Source organism: Halorussus pelagicus (assembly GCF_004087835.1).
GTDB classification, from domain to species: Archaea; Halobacteriota; Halobacteria; order Halobacteriales; family Haladaptataceae; genus Halorussus; species Halorussus pelagicus.
In genome coordinates this window covers 2,355,891-2,371,995 of sequence record NZ_CP035119.1, presented here as the reverse complement: position 1 = coordinate 2,371,995, position 16,105 = coordinate 2,355,891, and the positions used below count along the sequence as shown (strand labels likewise).

21 protein-coding genes and 2 tRNA genes are annotated in these 16,105 nt (G+C 61.1%); 17 read left to right on the top strand and 6 right to left on the bottom strand.

Annotation, left to right across the window (positions count from 1 at the left end):
• The first annotated feature begins 119 nt into the window (after positions 1-119).
• Together EP007_RS11975 and EP007_RS17950 are read left to right on the top strand one after the other, a co-directional pair.
• Complete coding sequence (locus tag EP007_RS11975; protein ID WP_128477876.1) at positions 120-3,572, top strand: PKD domain-containing protein; 3,453 nt, start codon at positions 120-122, stop codon at positions 3,570-3,572.
• 69 nt (positions 3,573-3,641) lie between these two features.
• Positions 3,642-4,508, top strand: a complete 867-nt coding sequence (locus EP007_RS17950) for a hypothetical protein (protein WP_243700378.1) — start codon at positions 3,642-3,644, stop codon at positions 4,506-4,508.
• 6 nt (positions 4,509-4,514) lie between these two features.
• On the opposite strand, the gene EP007_RS11965 is transcribed toward EP007_RS17950, so the two are convergent.
• Both EP007_RS11965 and EP007_RS11960 read right to left on the bottom strand, forming a co-directional pair.
• Positions 4,515-4,721 carry a hypothetical protein gene (locus EP007_RS11965; protein ID WP_128477875.1) on the bottom strand — a complete coding sequence of 69 codons (207 nt, stop codon included), beginning with the start codon at positions 4,719-4,721 and terminating at the stop codon, positions 4,515-4,517.
• A 3-nt stretch (positions 4,722-4,724) separates the two neighbouring features.
• Positions 4,725-5,759 (bottom strand): Mrp/NBP35 family ATP-binding protein, encoded by a 1,035-nt coding sequence (locus EP007_RS11960; protein ID WP_128477874.1) that lies wholly within the window; start codon positions 5,757-5,759, stop codon positions 4,725-4,727.
• A gap of 129 nt (positions 5,760-5,888) precedes the next feature.
• Here EP007_RS11960 and EP007_RS11955 point away from each other — a divergent pair, with 129 nt between their 5' ends.
• From EP007_RS11955 to rpsB, 15 genes are all read left to right on the top strand, one after another.
• A complete protein-coding gene (locus EP007_RS11955; protein WP_128477873.1) occupies positions 5,889-6,131 on the top strand; it encodes a TRAM domain-containing protein in 243 nt (80 codons plus the stop codon).
• A 110-nt stretch (positions 6,132-6,241) separates the two neighbouring features.
• A complete protein-coding gene (moaA, locus tag EP007_RS11950; RefSeq protein ID WP_128477872.1) occupies positions 6,242-7,222 on the top strand; it encodes a GTP 3',8-cyclase MoaA in 981 nt (326 codons plus the stop codon).
• 240 nt (positions 7,223-7,462) lie between these two features.
• Positions 7,463-7,547, top strand: a tRNA-Ser gene (locus EP007_RS11945).
• A gap of 17 nt (positions 7,548-7,564) precedes the next feature.
• The gene (locus tag EP007_RS11940) at positions 7,565-8,083 is read left to right on the top strand and encodes a 30S ribosomal protein S13 (protein WP_128477871.1); all 519 of its coding nucleotides are present in this window, start codon (positions 7,565-7,567) and stop codon (positions 8,081-8,083) included.
• Complete coding sequence (locus tag EP007_RS11935) at positions 8,083-8,607, top strand: 30S ribosomal protein S4 (protein WP_128477870.1); 525 nt, start codon at positions 8,083-8,085, stop codon at positions 8,605-8,607. The genes EP007_RS11940 and EP007_RS11935 overlap by 1 nt, the downstream gene beginning before the upstream one ends.
• On the top strand, positions 8,604-8,996 hold the full coding sequence (locus EP007_RS11930) for a 30S ribosomal protein S11 (protein WP_128477869.1): 393 nt from the start codon (positions 8,604-8,606) through the stop codon (positions 8,994-8,996). The genes EP007_RS11935 and EP007_RS11930 overlap by 4 nt, the downstream gene beginning before the upstream one ends.
• Positions 8,997-8,999: 3 nt before the next feature.
• On the top strand, positions 9,000-9,749 hold the full coding sequence (locus EP007_RS11925) for a DNA-directed RNA polymerase subunit D (protein ID WP_128477868.1): 750 nt from the start codon (positions 9,000-9,002) through the stop codon (positions 9,747-9,749).
• 161 nt (positions 9,750-9,910) lie between these two features.
• Positions 9,911-9,995 (top strand) — tRNA-Leu (locus tag EP007_RS11920).
• 33 nt (positions 9,996-10,028) lie between these two features.
• Positions 10,029-10,382, top strand: coding sequence for a 50S ribosomal protein L18e (locus tag EP007_RS11915; RefSeq protein WP_208023492.1), 354 nt, complete (start codon positions 10,029-10,031; stop codon positions 10,380-10,382).
• Positions 10,379-10,816: a 50S ribosomal protein L13 gene (locus tag EP007_RS11910; RefSeq protein ID WP_128477866.1), complete on the top strand. Its 438-nt coding sequence runs from the start codon at positions 10,379-10,381 to the stop codon at positions 10,814-10,816. Before EP007_RS11915 ends, EP007_RS11910 begins: the two co-directional genes overlap by 4 nt.
• Positions 10,810-11,208 (top strand): 30S ribosomal protein S9, encoded by a 399-nt coding sequence (locus EP007_RS11905; RefSeq protein ID WP_128477865.1) that lies wholly within the window; start codon positions 10,810-10,812, stop codon positions 11,206-11,208. Before EP007_RS11910 ends, EP007_RS11905 begins: the two co-directional genes overlap by 7 nt.
• A gap of 47 nt (positions 11,209-11,255) precedes the next feature.
• Positions 11,256-11,456 carry a DNA-directed RNA polymerase subunit N gene (locus EP007_RS11900; RefSeq protein ID WP_115795493.1) on the top strand — a complete coding sequence of 67 codons (201 nt, stop codon included), beginning with the start codon at positions 11,256-11,258 and terminating at the stop codon, positions 11,454-11,456.
• Entirely contained in the window at positions 11,456-11,635 is a 180-nt protein-coding gene (locus tag EP007_RS11895; protein ID WP_128477864.1) for a DNA-directed RNA polymerase subunit K, read from the top strand. The genes EP007_RS11900 and EP007_RS11895 overlap by 1 nt, the downstream gene beginning before the upstream one ends.
• Positions 11,632-12,843: a phosphopyruvate hydratase gene (gene eno / locus EP007_RS11890; RefSeq protein ID WP_128477863.1), complete on the top strand. Its 1,212-nt coding sequence runs from the start codon at positions 11,632-11,634 to the stop codon at positions 12,841-12,843. Before EP007_RS11895 ends, eno begins: the two co-directional genes overlap by 4 nt.
• Positions 12,840-13,625: a 30S ribosomal protein S2 gene (rpsB, locus tag EP007_RS11885; protein WP_128477862.1), complete on the top strand. Its 786-nt coding sequence runs from the start codon at positions 12,840-12,842 to the stop codon at positions 13,623-13,625. Before eno ends, rpsB begins: the two co-directional genes overlap by 4 nt.
• 104 nt (positions 13,626-13,729) lie before the next feature.
• Here the strand turns inward: rpsB and EP007_RS11880 are convergent, their stop codons facing one another.
• The 4 genes from EP007_RS11880 to rpl12p form a co-directional block, all read right to left on the bottom strand.
• Positions 13,730-13,939, bottom strand: a complete 210-nt coding sequence (locus EP007_RS11880; protein ID WP_128477861.1) for a hypothetical protein — start codon at positions 13,937-13,939, stop codon at positions 13,730-13,732.
• A 109-nt stretch (positions 13,940-14,048) separates the two neighbouring features.
• Entirely contained in the window at positions 14,049-15,104 is a 1,056-nt protein-coding gene (gene meaB / locus EP007_RS11875; RefSeq protein WP_128477860.1) for a methylmalonyl Co-A mutase-associated GTPase MeaB, read from the bottom strand.
• A complete protein-coding gene (locus EP007_RS11870) occupies positions 15,101-15,517 on the bottom strand; it encodes a cobalamin B12-binding domain-containing protein (protein WP_128477859.1) in 417 nt (138 codons plus the stop codon). Before EP007_RS11870 ends, meaB begins: the two co-directional genes overlap by 4 nt.
• A 229-nt stretch (positions 15,518-15,746) precedes the next feature.
• On the bottom strand, positions 15,747-16,094 hold the full coding sequence (rpl12p, locus tag EP007_RS11865; RefSeq protein WP_128477858.1) for a 50S ribosomal protein P1: 348 nt from the start codon (positions 16,092-16,094) through the stop codon (positions 15,747-15,749).
• Positions 16,095-16,105 lie beyond the last annotated feature (11 nt).

Sequence of the window (16,105 nt, the reverse complement as noted above, 5' to 3'; positions counted from 1 at the left end):
GACGGGTGTTTGCCGACGTTCCGTTCTTTACTCCGGGAGCGGATTTGAACAGTATTATTCAATTACCTCTTAAAACTTCACACGTAATTTTTTAAGCGGGAACGGTGCAAACCAACCGCATGTCGAAGCTGACGTTGGTTGTTCTCACCGTACTCCTTGTCGTGACGACCACTGCAGCCGGAACGCTCGCTGTGAACGACGCCACGTCCGCGAACGAAGCGCCACTCGCGGACGCTGGTCTCGACCAAGACGTGAGGAAAAGTGCGACCGTCCTCCTCGACGCCACGGGGTCGCGCGACCCAGACGGTCGCATCGAGCGCTACGACTGGTCGATACGAACTCCGGCCGGTGACACCGTCGCCCCCGACTGCGCCGACTGTGCCAGAACGCGATTCTCACCGACCGAGACGGGCCGCTATCGCGTCACGATAACCGTCACCGACGACGACGGCGCGACCAGTTCCGACACGCTTTACGCCGACGTATCGCCCGGCGAAGGTCCGGCCGTCTCGGTCACGGGCGCGACGCGACCAACCGAAGGCTCTGAGGCGACCTACACCGCGACCCTCTCGAAGGGAACCGCCGTACTCGACCACATCGTCTGGCGAGTCAATGGCACCCGGATTGCGAACTCCTCGCTTTCGGCCGACCAGACGACACACACCGTGACGAAGCATTTCCCCACTGCCGGAGACCTCGACGTTACCGCGACGGTCTACGACGTCGATGGACTGACGAACGCGAGTTCGCTCGCTGTCGAAGTCCAGTCGCAGTCCGACTCACCCACTGAATCGCCGGGGTCGGGGACGACGACCGCCGACCGAAACTCGCCGCAGATAGCGGGCGACACAGTCGTCACTGGTTCGAGACCCCTCCGAGGTCGGTACAATGCTCGACTGGACGCTCCGACTAGCGAGATTGCCTCCGTCGAGTGGCGAAGCACCGCCGGTCGTATCGGGAGTGGCCAGTCGCTGACCCGGACGTGGGAACCCGGCGACCACGAACTCTATGCCGTCGTGACGTACACTGATCACTCCACCAACGTCGCCACGTTCACTGATGGGACGACAACGGTCACGGCCGACCCGCGACCGAACGTCTCGTTCGAATCGCTCGACCCACACGGTTCGATTTCGGGGAGCGTCAGCGGCGTCGATGAGTACGAGAACTTGAACGGACTTCGCGTCGAAGTCGATGGCGAAATCGTCGCCGTGGCTGGCGATACCGTACGCAGAGGTCGTCACCACGAGTTTGGCCGCCAGCGAACGATGCGTTTTGCTCATTCGGATTTCACCCCCGGTCAGCGACACACAGTACGCGTCGTCGCCACCGACAAGCGCGGCCAGACAGCCAGTACGAGTCGAGAAATCGTTCCGGTCGAGGACCCCGAAATCGTCAGGTCGGAGTTCGTCAACGGACCGGTAGACTCGTACCACGAGCGGCTTGACCCCGCTCGGTACGCCGCGCACCACGTCTTGGAAATCGATTTGAACGGTGTTGACGCTGAGGAAGTGGATGCAGAAGTACAGTCCAGAGATGATAATCTCAGACAAATAAAAAATAGACGGGTCAGAGAAGTAGAGGAGACAGAAGAAGATCGTTTAGTCATTCACAGTTACTGGGCGGGTAAATCGCCAGAAAAATATAGAGTATCCTCACACGTAGCGTATCTGGGGAACCTATTTAGCTGGAAGAAAAAACAGATATCTATATTCTCTGTAACACCAAGCCAGCCAGAACTCCGGCTAAATGTAGTCAACGACGGTACAGAGGAGTACATCACCCGCGAGCACGGCATCTTGGTAAACGCCTCGGGGTCTTTTGACCCGGACGGAACGGAACTCAAATACATCTGGAAATACGGAGCAGAGCCGACGAAACCTGACAACTCGACGGCAAAATTCCGATCTTACAAGCGAGCGGCCAGCATCGTCGAAGACGAGTACGATTTGCGAGCGAAGCGAAATTTCGACTTCTTGGAGTATTTCGTTCCGGATATATCCAAGACGACCGTTCTGAGCGAGGAACCTTACGCTGACAGAGAGACTGTTCGTGTTCAAGTGAAAACGGAACCGTACCACTTCTCGAAACAGACGTACTATCAGGACTTCTCACTGGGGATTTCGGTATCGAACCCGGAGGCAAACGTCGTCGAATGGAAGACAGTTGAGGCAACAAAAAGTGGACACTCCGACGCGACAGAGACGCCGTATCGATACGTCGGAATCATCGAAGTTCCCACCGAAACGCTCGCCTCAACCTCGCCCTCTCCGACGGTGACGATTTATAACGAAGAAAACGCTCGAAAAGAGGTTGAAACCGATCTGCCGGAGATTGGGGTTTCGGAGACTCATAGTAGGGACTGGACCGCGGCCACCGTGGAAAATCTCTCGTATCTGGTCGAAAGGCCTCGCACGAGGGAAGTGACCGTTGATACCGTTCAAACCCGAAACGAGTATCTCGACCGAGGATACGAAGTCGATCAAACCAGCGAAGAATCGAAATACGTACTCGAAAGCAAAGTTCAGACCGAGGCCGCCAAGTACGAAACTGAAACGAAAACGTTCGACAGCCTCCGACTTCGGGAGATGTTTCTGGCATCCTCAAACGGATGGTACGCTTCCGGACGTGAGCAGAGTCAGAAAACGACGACGGAAACGTTCTCCAGATGGTATCCACTCTCCGGAAACCAGTTCGAGCAGAAGTGGCATGATTCGAGTCTCTGGAACGGAGAGCGAACAGGAGAGACTCGTGAAGAACGTGTCGAGCCTGCCGAGTACCGAACTCAGCGCAAGTACAGCTACAAAAACGAGATCGAGAAGACCAAGACGATGACGGTACATCGGACTGGAACCCGATGGGTGACGAAAACTCGCACGCGTGTCATAGAGCGATGTCGTCCTGAGTTCGGCTGTTACAACGTTCGCCGAACGTACACCTATAGAACGAAGGAGACCTACACGTATCGGACGACAACGACGTACAGCTATACCGTTACGAAGACAGAAACGTACTGGGCAACATCGAAGCGCAGCCCAACGCATACGTTTACCGGGAAAGCGAGACGGGTGAAGATTTCGGACGCGGTGTACGAGACCCAATTCGAGGTCGAATATAAAACCCAGTCCACCGAAACAGTGACGCGTTACGAAGTTGCGCGTGATACCAAAGTCCGAGATGCGGTCTACGAATGGCAGACGGAAGTTACGACGAAGGACTACACGCTGGCGAGAAAGCAGGTGTATGCCAAAGACGACTGGCGGATAACGACCGAACAGACGACCACTTGGACTCTCGTCCGCAACGATGGCACCGCAAAACTGTGGACGCCGATATACGACGAGAGAAGCGACGTCGTTAGAACCAAAGCAGTCGTCACTGGAACGCTCACGACTCGGTCCTACGACCCGGAAACCGGCAGTGTCACCGAAAAGAGAGAACCCGTGTCGAATACATTCGTGTACGAAACAGCTAAAAGTAGAGGCGAGATAATAGAAAGCATAACTGATACAGGGAGTGGACCTAGCTGGTGTAAGCTGAAAGTGGCCTGTTCGCAGTCTACTAACAACTAAATCGCCATGATCTCTAAGAAATTGTCCATCGCGTTCGGTGTCCTCTTCGTGGCTTGTGGATTACTCTCCATGACCGTCGTCGCTACGGAGCCATTACAGGACGAACATTCGAGCAAAGAAGTCGAGTCAGCAAGTGATGTCGAATACACGGTCACGCTCAACGAAGAGCAATCCGTGGTTGAAATTATAGCTGAGAATCCAACTAAAGAGAAAGTCAATCTCACAGGATATGTACTCAAAGTCGATAAGCAACGAGTTCATGAAGAAAATCTCAACCTCTCTAGCGGCGAACAGCGAACGAAGCAAATCAACATCACGGACGGCATAAACGTCAATCAGGACGAACACACGGTCACGTTCTCCACGTTCGGCGGACACGCCGAGTTCAACTTCACGCGAAAAATCGACTCGGCCGACTCCGGAAAGATTCCGACGCCGTACATCGCCGATGTGGAAGTCACCGAGGGGACGATTGCGGGTGAGCCGTCCTCAGTAGCCAACGTCACGCTCGTGAATCCGTCGGAACAGCTCTACAGCACGAAACTCATGGTTCACACGGTCGGGACAGACGGAAGCCTCTATCCCGCTTCGGTTCGGCCGGGCGACACGCGGACGATTACCGTAGAGTTGCTCGACGACCGTGGCGCGGAGATAGCTGGTGAAGCGCGCCTCTATACGGGCAACACGACGACGGCGGAAGGGGGAATCGATCAGGTAGAGTTCGCCGGACAGAGTGGAGACCAAACCCAAGTTTGGAACGATTCGTACGAGCCGGTGCGACCGACGTGGATGCAGAACAACTACGAGTACCGCAACGACAGCTACGGAGGTATCGGCACGAGACTCAGCAGCGGACACGAACTCGCGGGAATCCCGATAGTGTATATTTGCGCCGCGGTCCTGATCGGACTGTTTGCGTTCCGCAGATTCCGCTGACGCGGCCTACGACTCCTTCGTCCGGATGATTTCGCGCATGTTCAGGTAGATGTCCCGCGGCGAAGTCTCCTCGTCGGGGTCGTAGAGGTCGCTGATTCGGTAGAGAATCGCGGCGACCATCTTGCTCTCGGAACTCTCGGCACGAATGTCATCGGCAATTGTGCGAAGCGTCTCGACGCGCTCCGGGTCGCTTCCGTCTGGGTCGTCGGACATGTCTCAGCGTTGCTGGCGTCGCTTGATAACTCCGACGTTGTTGGCGACGTTCTCCGTCAGAACGCGGAAGGCGTCGCCCGTGTCGCTGTCCTCGTCGAGGACGATTGGCTTCCCCTCGTCGCCGCCGGTCCGGACCGACGGGTCGATGGGGATGGACCCGAGGAACGGCATGTCGTTGTCCTCGGCGAACTTCGCGCCGCCGCCGCGGCCGAAGATGTCGTGTTCGCCGCCGCAGTCGGGGCACTTGAACGTGGACATGTTCTCGGCGATGCCGAGGACCGACGTGTCGTGCTTGCCGAACATCCGCAGGCCCTTGCGGGCGTCGTCGATGGCGACATCTTGGGGCGTCGTGACGATGACCGCGCCCGTGACGGGGACGCTCTGGAGAAGCGTGAGTTGGGCGTCGCCGGTCCCCGGCGGGAGGTCCACGACCATGTAGTCGAGGTGGCCCCACTCCACGTCCTCCCAGAGTTGGGTGAGGACCTTGTGGACCATCGGACCGCGCCAGATGACGGGGTCGTCCTCGCCAACGAGGAAGGCCATGCTCATGAGTTTCACGCCGAACTGCTCGGGCGGAATCATGGTCTCGTCTTCGGTCGCCGTCGGGACTTCCTCGGCATCCACCATCCGGGGGACGTTCGGCCCGTACACGTCGGCGTCGAACAGGCCGACGCGCGCGCCCATCTGGGAGAGACCGGCCGCGATGTTGACCGCGACGGTGGATTTGCCGACGCCGCCCTTGCCCGAGGCGACCGCGATGATGTTCTTGACGTTCGGAAGAACCTGTTCGTCGGTCGAGATATCGTCGTCCACGCGGGCCGAAAGGTCGGCGTCGAGTCCGTGGTCGCCGAGGACTTCCCGAACGCGGTTGGCGATTTGGGTCTCGTGGGGCGAGTAGGGAGCGCCCAGTGCCAGCGAGATGACCGCGGTATCGCCGTCAACAGACACGTCGTTGACTAGACCGAGCGAGACGATGTCGTCGCCGAGGTCCGGGTCCTCTATTTCCCCGAGTAAGTCGCGTACCTCCGATTCGTTCATGGCCGAAGATACGGTCCGACGTGTCGATAAGCCTTGTCAACTTTCGGTCCCGAGTCGTCGGGCGCGAACCCAGAGGAATCGCCTCGGGCGCACCGAATACGTAATCTTGAGCGTATCGTTTCGGGGGTCATGGCGGACCGCGAGACTGCTCCGGTTGATGTTGGAGAGCGCTACTCGCTCGAAATCGAAGACCTCGGGAGCGAAGGCGATGGTGTCGCCCGAATCGGATCATTCATCGTGTTCGTCCCCGGCGCGGACCTCGGGGACCGCGTGGACATCCGCATCGAGGAGGTCGGTGGGAGTCACGCCGTCGCCTCCGTGGTAGAGGAGTCCGACTCGGCGGACGAGGGGCGAAGCGAAACTGACGAGTGACGACAAGGTCGAGCGAGTAGCGCGACCGAACGCGTTCGTAACTGGATTCGGTTACGAGAGCGCGGGGTTCGACAGCGATTTTAAGGACTCGTGCGCGAAAGGTCTGAACCATGTTGGAGGACGATTTCGGGCGCGAGGTCTCCGGGGTGCGGGTCTCGCTCACCGACAGGTGCAACTTCGACTGCGTCTACTGTCACAACGAGGGGTTGGGCGACACTCGCGGGCCGATGGACCCCCAGGACGACGAGATGAGCGCAGACGAAGTGGTCAGATTTCTGGAAGTCGCCCACGAGTTCGGCGTGGGCAAGGTCAAGTTCACGGGCGGCGAACCGATGCTCCGGCAAGATTTAGAGGAGATAATCCGGCGGACACCCGACGAGATGGAGGTGTCGATGACGACGAACGGAACCTTCCTGCCGGGGCGTGCGCCCGACCTCGTGGACGCCGGACTGGAGCGGGTGAACGTCTCGCAGGACGCGCTCGACCCCGAGGCGTTCGCTGAAGTTACCCAAAGCGGAGCCTACGACAAGGTCATCGAGGGCGTCGAGGCGGCGCTCGATGCCGGACTCGACCCCGTGAAACTGAACATGGTCGTGTTCGAGCACACGGCGGGCTACGTCGAGGAGATGGTCGAGCACGTCGCCGAGAACGAGGGGTTGCAGCTCCAACTCATCCAGTACATGCCCGAACTCACGGGCAAGCCCGAGTGGAACATCGACATCCAGCGCGTCCACGACTGGCTGGCCGACCTTGCCGACGAAGTCGAGACCCGCGAGATGCACCACCGAAGACGTTACTGGGTCGGCGGAACGTCGTCGGACGAGTCGAGCGGGATGGTCGAAATCGTGGACCCGGTCGAGAACCCGCAGTTCTGCGCGAACTGCCACCGCGTGCGCGTCACGCACGAAGGATACCTCAAGGGATGTCTGAATCGCAACGACGACCTCCGGTCGATGGGCGAGATGACACGCGACGAGATTCGGGGGACGTTCCGCGAGACGGTCGAGAATCGGGTCCCCTACTACGGCGAGTACATGGTGCAGGGCGACGACGGCGAGTGGGAAATCAACGACGAGTACGTCGAAGTTTGAATCCCGACGCGCGTTCGAATCGTGTCCTCCCCGAACTCCATACCTGTTTTCCCCCCGACTTCGGGCTAGCCCGTACGCTTAACGCGGAACCTCGGGAGCGATTCCTCTCAGAATCATGAGAAGCCGGAACGAAGAGACAGCGTTTCGTTGTATTTATATATGGCCGCCCAGTAGATTGAGTTGCAAACCTGTAGGGGCGTCCGGTCCCGAGTCCGAGAGGGCGACAGTGAATGCAAGCGTGTCGAGGTAGCCTAGTCTGGCCCACGGCGCAGGGTTGCTAACTCTGTGGCGTCAAGCCTCGAGGGTTCGAATCCCTCCCTCGACGCTTTCAGTATCCAAACCATGAGTACGGAAGAACCACAGGAGGAAGACGAGGACCTCCGCTATTTCGTCCGCATCGGGCAAACCGACCTCGATGGGACGAAGTCCGTCGAACGATCCCTGAGCGAACTGAACGGGATCGGTCGCCGAGCGGCGCGAATCATCGCCGACAAGACCGGCGTAGATCGCACGGCGACGTTCGGACGCCTCGAAGACGACGAGATCGATACCGTCGTCGAGGCCGTCGAGAACTTCGCCGACGAGGTCCCTGAATGGCTCGCTAACCACCGCAACGAGTACTTCTCCGGAGAGACGACCCACCAGACGGGCAACGACCTGAACATGACCCGTCGACAGGACATCAACCGGATGAAGATGATCGACTCGTACAAGGGCGTCCGCCACAAGCGTGGCCAGAAGGTCCGCGGACAGCGCACCCGTTCGACGGGGCGTACCGAGGGCACCATCGGCGTCAACGTCGAGGAGATCAAAGAAGAGCAGGCGGCCGAAGAGGCCGCAGACGAGGGTGGTGAAGAATAATGGCGCTCGGACAGAACACCAAGTTCTACGAGACGCCGAACCATCCCTATCAGGGCGAGCGTATCTCCGAGGAACGCAGTCTCCTCGACCGCTACGGCCTGCAGAACAAGCAAGAACTCTGGCGCGCCCAGTCGAAGCTTCGTAGCTACCGCCGCGAAGCCCGGAACATCCTCGCGCAGCGAGCGCAGGGTGACACCGAGATGGTTGAGGGCGAAGAGTTCGTCACGGCACTCCAGCGAATCGGCGTCCTCGACGACGGCGACGAACTGGACGATGTCCTGCTGCTGGACGTAACCGACGTGCTGGAGCGGCGTCTTCAGACAGTTGCCTACCGCAAAGGTCTGGGCAACACGCCGAATCAGGCTCGACAGTTCGTCGTCCACGGACACGTTACCGTTGACGGCCAGCGCGTGCAGGCTCCCTCGTACAAGGTCGAAGTGGCCGAGGAGTCCGCTGTCGAGTTCGAGGAGAACAGTCCGCTGTCGGACGAACTCCACCCCGAACGAGCGGAGGGTAACGAATGAGCGCAAACGACGACGAAAAATGGGGCGTAGCCCACGTTCACGCATCGTTCAACAACACCATCATCACGGTCACTGACCTGACCGGTGCTGAGACCATCGCCAAGTCCTCCGGCGGGACGGTCGTCAAGCAGAACCGCGACGAGTCCTCGCCGTACGCCGCGATGCAGATGGCCGAGACGGTCGCAGAAGAAGTCAAGGCCGCGGGCATCGACGGCGTTCACGTCAACGTGCGCGGTCCCGGCGGCAATCTCCAGCAGAACCCCGGACCGGGCGCGCAGGCGACGATTCGGGCCTTGGCTCGCGCCGGACTCGAAATCGGTCGTATCGAGGACGTGACCCCCATCCCGCACGACGGCACCCGCGCCCCCAAGGGCAAGAGTGGATTCTAACCCATGACAGAAGAGTACGAGGTTGAGTTCATCGAACGCGGCGACCGACAGTCTCGGTTCCTCGTTCGAGGCGTGACCCCGGCGTTCGCCAACGGTATTCGCCGCGCCATCGTCGCGGACGTGCCGACACTCTCTATCGACACGGTCCGGATGGTCGAGAACTCGTCGGTGATGTTCGACGAGCAGATCGGTCTACGGCTCGGTCTCGTGCCCCTCAGCACGCCGCTCGGCGAGTTCGAGGAGGGCGACACCGTCACTCTCAGCCTCGACGTATCGGGTCCGGGGACCGCCTACTCGGGCGACCTCGTGAGTTCCGACGAGATGGTCCAACCGGCCGACGACAACGTTCCCATCATCGACTTGAAGGACGACCAACGGCTCGAACTCGAAGCCGACGCCGTCCTCTCGTCGGGGAAGGACCACGCCAAACATCAGGGCGGCGTGGCCGTCGGCTACCGACACCTCCAGCGCGTGGAGGTCGTCGGCGACCGTGACGAGTACGACGAGGCCGAAGAGACCCGAATCCTGCGCGGTGTCATCGAAGACGACGGCGAACTCGTCTCGACCGCGGAGTTCGACCACGACCTCACGAACCGGTATCCCGGCAAGGAGATCGAGGTCCACGACGTAGACAACGCGTTCGTCTTCCACGTCGAGACCGACGGGTCGCTGACCATCGACGAGCTCGTGACGGAAGCGGCCGCGACGATTAGCGACCGCGCCGACGAACTCGAACAAGCAGTACAACTGTAGAACCATGCAGGGCACTTCAAACCACATTTCGGCGTTCGCCCGTCTCGGCCAGCAGTGCAATCGCCGTGCGGGCGTGCGATTCCGAACGCAGACCGAAAGTGGTTTGAAGGGCCACCCACAACACACAGTTGCCCGCGAAGGGTTGCACGTGTGTTCTACGTGCAGGGATAGCCAAGTCAGGCCAACGGCGCAGCGTTCAGGGCGCTGTCTCGTAGGAGTTCGCAGGTTCAAATCCTGCTCCCTGCACTGCAATTTTCATTCCCATCAGGAGGAAGTATTATGAGCAAGACGAATCCGAGGCTCACCAGTCTCATCGCTGATCTGAAGTCGGAGTCCCGCGACTCGGACGCCGACGTGTGGAGTACTGTCGCAGACCGCCTCGAGAAGCCCCGGAGCACCTACGCGGAAGTCAACCTCGGTCGCATCGAGCGATACGCCGAGGAAGACGAGACCGTCGTCGTGCCCGGCAAGGTTCTCGGAAGCGGAGCACTGCAGAAGACCGTCACCGTCGCCGCCGTGGACTTTTCGTCCACCGCGGAGACGAAGATTCAGCAAGCGGACGGTGAGGCTCTCGAACTCGAACAGGTAGTCGAACAGAACCCCGACGGCTCGAACGTACGGGTGATCCGATGAGTCTCGCAGAATTCGACGCAGACGTAGTGGTTGATGCCCGCGACTGTATCCTCGGTCGCGTGGCGAGCCAAGTTGCACAGCGCGCCCTCGATGGCGAGCGTGTCGCGGTAGTCAACGCCGAGGACGCGGTCATCACCGGAAGCGAAGACGACGTGATGGCGAAATACGAGAAGCGCGCCGAACTGGGTTCGGACAGCGGTCCGTACTACCCCAAGCGCCCCGACATGATCTTCAAGCGGACCATCCGCGGGATGGTTCCCTACAAGCAAGACCGCGGTCGGGAAGCCTTCGAGAACGTCCGGGTCTACGTCGGCAATCCCCACGACGACGACGGGGAGGTTCTCGACGGGACCTCGCTGGACCGACTCTCGAACATCCGATTCGTCCAGCTGGGCGAAATCAGCAAGAATCTGGGTGCTAACGTCACATGGTAACCAACACGAGCGGAAAGAAGAAGACGGCCATCGCCCGCGCCACCGTCACGGACGGCGAGGGACGAGTGCGAATCAACTCCCAGCCCGTCGAGCTGGTCGAACCGGAGACGGCACAGCTGAAGATGCTGGAGCCGTTCCGCATCGGTGGCGACGAGTTGCGCGACGACGTGGACGTTGAAGTCGACGTGCAGGGCGGCGGCATCAGCGGACAGGCCGACGCAGTCCGGACCGCCATCGCGCGCGGTCTGGTCCAGTACACGAACGACGCCGAGCTTCGGGACGCGTTCATCGAATTCGACCGGTCGCTGCTGGTCAACGACTCGCGGCGTTCCGAGCCGAAGAAGTGGGGCGGTCCCGGCGCTCGCGCCCGCTACCAGAAATCTTACCGCTGATCACTATGACAGGAAACCCGCGGTCCACGACGGAGGCACGATAAGCCATGATGGTACCAGTCCGCTGTTTCACCTGCGGAAAGGTCGTCGGGGAGTACTGGGAAGAGTTCAAAGCACGGTCGGCGACGAAGGAGGGCGACGAGGACCCCGAAAAGGTCCTCGACGAACTCGGCGTCGAACGACAGTGCTGTCGCCGAATGCTCGTCTCGCACAAGGACCTCGTCGACATCGTCGCTCCCTACCAGTAATGGCTCAGCAACGCTACTCCCGCTACGAGAAGGCCCGAATCATCGGGGCACGCGCCCTGCAGGTGTCGTACGGCGCACCCGTGCTGACCGACACCGAGGAGACGGAGCCGATACTCATCGCGGCCGACGAGTACGACGCTGGCGTCCTGCCGTTCACGGTACGCCGAGGTGAGAAATGACGCTCGTCAGCGAGGTTCGGCTCCGACAGGTGCTCGACTCCCGAGGAAATCGGACGGTCGAGGCCGACGTGGTCACCGAAAGTGGTGGCTTCGGCCGTGCGGCGGCCCCGAGCGGAGCCTCGACCGGCGAGTACGAGGCCATCGAACTCAACCCGAGCGAGGCCATCGCCTCGGCCCGCGAACACGCCGTCCCGCGGTTGGAGGGGAAAGTCTTCGTCGGCGACCAGCGCGACGTGGACCGCACGCTTCGCGCGGCCGACGGCACGGACGACTTCTCCGAAATCGGTGCGAACAGCGCGGTCGCCATCAGCATGGCCGCCTCGAAGGCCGCGGCCGACGTAACCGGCGCACCGCTCTACCAGCACCTCGGCGGCGCGTTCCGCGGTGAAGAGTTCCCGACGCCGCTGGGCAACGTCATCGGCGGCGGCGAACACGCCGAGGACGCGACCGCGATTCAGGAGTTCCTCGCCGCGCCCGTCGGCGCGCCGAACGTCCAAGACGCGGTGTTCGCCAACGCCGCGGTCCATCAGGAGGTCCACGACCTGCTGACCGAGCGCGATATCGCCGCCGGAAAAGGCGACGAAGGCGCGTGGGCACCGTCCATCGAGGACGACGAGGCGTTCGAGTTGATGGCGGAGGCCACCGACTCGGTCGCCGACGAATTCGGCTTCGAGATCAAGGTCGGTCTCGACGTGGCCGGTGCGGAGATGTACGACGAGGACGATGAGGAGTACGTCTACCGCGAGACGACCCGTTCGACCGACGAACAGATAGAGTACATCGCCGACCTCGTTGACGAGTACGACCTCGCGTACGTCGAGGACCCGCTTGACGAGGACGACTATGCCGGGTTCGCGGAGTTGACCCGAAAAGTCGGCGACCGAACGCTCGTTTGCGGCGACGACCTGTTCGTCACCAACGTCGAGCGACTGGAGACGGGCATCGAACAGGACGCTGGCAACTCTATCTTGGTCAAGCCCAACCAGATCGGCACGCTCTCGGACGCTGTAGACGCCGTCGAACTCGCGGTCCAGAGCGGCTACCAGCCAGTCATCTCCCACCGGAGCGGAGAGACCGAAGACACGACCATCGCACACCTCGCCGTGGCGACCGGTGCCCCGTACATCAAGACGGGCGCGGTCGGCGGCGAGCGAACCGCCAAGCTCAACGAACTCATTCGCATCGAGCAAAACGTATCACGACTATGAGCGAAAACGACACCGAACAGGTAGACGAAGAAGGCCTCGACGCCGCGGAATCGGAGAACGACACCGAACCCGAGGGCGCTGGCGGCGCGGAGCCGTCCGAACAGCCCGACGAGGACGTGGCGGCGCAGGCCGACGACGAAGAAACGACCGAGGAAGACGAGGGACCGAACCTCGACGAGAACGTCATGGAGAACCAAGAGGAGGCCGACCTCCTCATCCCCGTCGAGGAGTACCTCGGCGCTGGCGTCCACATCGGTACCCAGCAGAAGACCCAGGACATGGAGCGGTTCATCCACCGCGTCCGGACCGACGGCCTGTACGTCCTCGACGTTTCGAAGACCGACAGCCGCATCCGAACCGCGGCGGACTTCCTCTCGAACTACAGCCCCGAGCAGATTCTGGTCACGTCCTCGCGCCAGTACGGCCGCTTCCCGGCAGAGAAGTTCGCCGACGCGGTCGGCGCGCGCGCCCGGACCGGCCGGTTCATCCCCGGCACCCTGACCAACCCCAAGTACGACGGCTACATCGAGCCGGACGTGCTGGTCGTGACCGACCCCATCGGTGACGCCCAAGCGGTCAAGGAGGCCATCACGGTGGGCATTCCGGTCATCGCCATGTGCGACTCCAACAACAACACGAGCAACGTGGACCTCGTGGTTCCGACGAACAACAAGGGTCGAAAGGCGCTGTCGGTCGTCTACTGGCTGCTGGCCAACGAGACGCTCGACCGCCGCGGTGCCGAACCCGCCTACTCGCTCGACGACTTCGAGAGCGAGATTTAACGTCGCTGAGCTTTCGCGTTTTCCGCGTTCGAGACGGACTTTTCTCAGACGTTCGACCGACGAGCGGCGGTGCTGTTTACGTCCACGTTCCGACAGTGATGTTGCTATTGCTCTCGTGGGTCTAACGCGTAGTAAAGTACCGTGAGCGTGAGACCCATTGCGACCGCGCTAACGACGGCGAACTTCCCGAAGAAGCTACCGACGAGGAGATAGCTACAGAAGGCAGTTGCGCCCGTCAAGACCGCGTATCCGAGCCGAGAGAGGCTTTGCGTCCACTCGTCGAGACGCCGATACCAGCGTCGCAACTGATTCACGCACCATCGTAGGGACGGGTCGTTGTTAGTTCTACGTGATAACGGGAGCGTCAGTCGAGTCGGACGGGCCACCGGGACGAAAACGTTCGAGCAAAAAGACGTGGCCGGACTACTCTTCGAGGCAGTCTTCGAGCGGGCCGATAACCTCGTCTGCGACCGAGTAGGGGTCGGTCTCGCGTTCGAGGACCTGTTGGGCGAACGCTTCGATGCCGCCCTGTCGCTCGATTTCGTCCTCCAGCAGGGTGCCCACGTCGTCGCGGAGCAGATTGCGAATCTCCTCGGCGTAGCGCATCCGGGCCTTCTCTTCGAGCAGGCCCGACTCGGCGAGGTAGTCGGCGTGGTCCGCGAGCGTCTCGACCAGCGTCTCGACGCCCTCGCCGTCCTTGGCGACGGTCTCCACGATTTGGGGGTCCCAGCTATCGGTCTCGTCGTCGGCGTCGTCTCCTTCGTCGCGCTCGTCGCTGGTCGCGCCCGCGCCGTGGTGGCCCGTGGCGAGACTCGCCGTGTTGTCCTGTTGCATGTGGACCATCTCGCGGAGTTCCTGCACGGTTCGGTCCGCGCCCGCGAGGTCGGCCTTGTTGACGACGAACACGTCGGCGATTTCGAGGATGCCCGCTTTGAGCATCTGCACGTCGTCGCCGCTTCCCGGTGGGACCAGCACCGTGACCGTGTCGGCGGACTTCACGATGTCTATCTCGTTCTGGCCAGCGCCGACCGTCTCGATGAGTATCTTGTCCTTGCCAAAGGCGTCGAGCGCCTTCACCGCGTCCGTGGTCGCGGTCGAGAGGCCGCCGAGCGTACCGCGGGCCGACATCGACCGGAAGAACACGTCCATGTCGCCGACGTTGCTCGCCATCCGGATGCGGTCGCCGAGGACGGCACCACCCGTGAACGGCGAAGAGGGGTCAACCGCGATGACGCCAACCGTCTCGCCGCGCTCGCGGTAGTAGTTGGCCATCTTGTCCACAAGCGTCGATTTGCCAGCGCCGGGACTGCCCGTGATGCCGATGACCTCGGCGTCGCCGGTGTGCTGGTGGAGTTGCGAGACGAGGTTTCGGTACCCCGGCGCGCGGTTCTCGATTTTGGTGATGGTACGGGCCAGCGCGCGGTGCTTGCCCGCCAGCAGTTCTTCGAGCAGTTCGGCGTGGTCGGGTTCACCGCTCATCGCTGCGGGGCGTTCTCGCGGACGAACTCGATGGTCTCCTCCATCGGCGTGCCGGGACCGAACACCTCGGCGACGCCCAGTTCCTTGAGTTCCGCCTTGTCGTCGTCGGGGACGACCCCGCCGACGAGGATGAGGGTGTCCTCGAAGGCGTCGTACTCCTTGAGACCCTCGATGATTTTGGGGACGAGCGTGTTGTGGGCACCCGAGAGGATGGAGATGCCCAGCACGTTCACGTCCTCTTGGACCGCCGCCTGCACGATTTCGTCGGGCGCGTTGTGAAGCCCCGAGTAAATGACCTCGAACCCGGCGTCGCGGAACGCCCGCGCGATGACGTGTGCGCCGCGGTCGTGCCCGTCAAGTCCGACTTTGGCGACGAGGCAGCGAATCGACTGCTGTTCGGAATCTGCGCTCATACCCCTCAATTCTTGCCCTCAGACTTTGACCCTTACGGAAACTTCACTGAAAGTTCATTTGGGTTCGTGAAAGCATGGTTGCCGAGAGCGTGAAGTCGGGGTGACGCGAAACCGAGTGACGCCTCTCTAGAAATCCGACCGTTCGACAGTCACCCAGTAGCCACTCTTCGGTAGCGTGCGAAAGAAAAATCGAGTTCTGAAACGTCGGGTTCCGGAACGGGACGCCGATTTAACCGAAGAGTTCGCCGAGACCTTCGCCGTCTGCGTCTTCGTCCTCGTCGTCGTCGCCGTCGTCCGCTTCGGTCTCTTCCTCTTCGTCGCCGCCTTCCTCGTCGGCGGACTCTTCGTCGGCACCGCTCTCTGCGGCAGCGCCGCCTGCGGCGGCTCCGCCAGCGGGTACGGCCGCAGCCTGCTCGACCGCTTCCTCGATGTCAACATCCTCGAGCGCGGCGACAAGCGCCTTGACACGGGATTCCTCGACATCGACGCCTGCGGCGTCGAGCACGTTGGTGAGGTTCTCTTCGTTGATCTCTTCGCCCGATTCGTTCAGGATGAGTGCAGCGTAAACGTATTCCATTGTTAGTAGTT